1 protein-coding gene is annotated in these 2,155 nt (G+C 58.5%); it reads left to right on the forward strand.

Features of this window, described 5'->3' with window-relative positions; genetic code table 11:
- A partial coding sequence (locus tag JJB97_RS17760) for an Ig-like domain-containing protein (protein WP_238715405.1) occupies nt 1-2,155 on the forward strand: 2,155 nt, incomplete at both ends.

A 2,155-nucleotide genomic window follows, 5' to 3' on the forward strand; every position in this document is an offset into this window, starting at 1 on the left:
CAGGGCTACGGCGGCGATTCTGCAGATGTGACCCATATTCTGGATGCCACGCTGACGGCGGACGGAAACGTCTATATCACCTGGCAGTCCGATAACGTGGACGGCAGCGGTATGGGCGTGGAAGGGATTGTGGTTAGCCCTGATGCCGCCTACTACTCTGAGTTTACCGTGAACGCCGCAACCGCAGGCGATCAGACGCACTCATCTGTGGCAGCGCTGCCGGGCGGCGGATCTATTGTTGTCTGGCAGTCCACGAGCGGCGACGGTTCTGGCACCTGCATTAAAGGGCAGATGCTTGACGCCAAAGGCCAGCCTGTTGGCGGTGAGTTTATGGTGAACGCCACGACGGCGGGTGATCAACTTACCCCGCAGGTCACGGTGCTGCCCAACGGCGACTTTGAAGTGGTCTGGAGCAGCGGGACATACATCAAAGGGCAGAAATTTACCTATACCCATGACGGTAATGAGCAAATCAGCGGCGTTGTCGCCTCAGGATCGGAGATAAATATCAACTCCGGTACCGGCGCAGACAACCAAACAAGCCCGACTATCACGACGCTTGCCGACGGCGGCTATATGGTGGTATGGCAGGGTACGGCGAACGGCGTATGGGAGATTCTGGGCCGGCAGTATGACGCAAGCGGCGCGCCGGTTGGCGATCAGAAAGTCCTGGCGACCACTACGCTCGACGCGCCGTGGGCGCTGGGTGCGGGCGACTGGCAGCCGCTGCCGACGGTCACAACGCTGGCAGACGGCAAACTGGCCATTGCCTACACCAATAAAGGCACCGGTTATGACTCCACCGTGATGTTATATGACCCGGCCACGCAAACGACCGGCGCGCCTGTTGTCGTTAACCAGACGCTGACTAATGACCAGGCCTCGCCGGTGGTTACGGCGCTGGGTAACGGTAACTTTATCGTCACCTGGGATTCAAATAACAACGGCGGCCCGGATCAGCAAGGCTTTAGCGTCTGGGGACGCATCTACGATGCGAACGGCGCCGCGCTGGGCGATGAATTTATGATCAATACCGCGACGGCGGGCGATCAGCATCTGCCTGTTGTGGTAAGCCGTGACGATGGAAGCTTCGTTGTTGTCTTTGTTTCCGCAACGGATAGCGCGCCGGGCGCAGGCACCTACGGTATTTACGCTCAGTACTTTGACGCGCAGGGCAATAAGATAGGTCAGCAGATGCAAATCAACCAGCTAACCTACGGCAACCAGATTGAGGTGGACGCCACCTTCCTGGAAGGCGGCCAGCTCTACGTGACCTGGACTGACCAGGGCGTGGCGGACGGCGCGGGTTCTGCGATTAAAGGGCGCATTGTGGATCTGGTGGAAACGCTTGGTCTGGAACAGGAGACGGCAAACAATGACGATCCTACCACCATCGATTACCAGCCAACGACGCAGACGGCGACAGACTCACTGCCGCCAAACGTTGGCATCTCGGTGAATAACGCCGACAAACTGGGCGGGCAGACCGAGCCTGGAGCAAAGGTAACGGTCGTGGATGCCAGCGGCGCTTCGCACGTTGCCGTAGCGGACAGCAAAGGCGCCTGGAGCCTGGAGCCAAACCCGCTGGCAGTGGGGGAGAAGGGGTATATCTCCGCCTCTGACGCCGCAGGTAACGCCGGCGCGCCGATTCTTATCCGTGGTACGGCGCTGGACGGTTATGGCCTGATGAATGAGAGTATACAGGTCAATACCACCACGGCGAACGAACAGTCAAACCCGACGGTCACCCGTCTGGAAGATGGCCGTATTGTGGTGATTTGGCAAAGTAACGATGGGACGAATTTATCACCAAACTATAACGTTTACATGCAGCTCTATGATGCGGACGGCGTGCACAAAATTGGTACCGAGCAGCAGATTAACCAGCGCACGGCGAACAACCAGGACAGCCCGCAGGTGGTTGCGCTGGCTGATGGCGGCTTCCTTGTGGTGTATGAATCCTGGCAGAGTACCCTGGATCCTAACGGCGACTCGGTTCTGGCCCGTCGCTACGGTTCCGACGGCCAGGCGCTGACGGATGAGTTCCTGGTCAATACCACGAAGACCGGTAACCAGAACAACCCAAGCGCTATGGCCACGCCGGACGGCGGCTACGTTATCACCTGGCAGGATCAGAACAAGAATATTGTTCAGC

The organism is Tenebrionibacter intestinalis, assembly GCF_016632365.1.
In the GTDB taxonomy this organism is placed as follows: domain Bacteria; phylum Pseudomonadota; class Gammaproteobacteria; order Enterobacterales; family Enterobacteriaceae; genus Tenebrionibacter; species Tenebrionibacter intestinalis.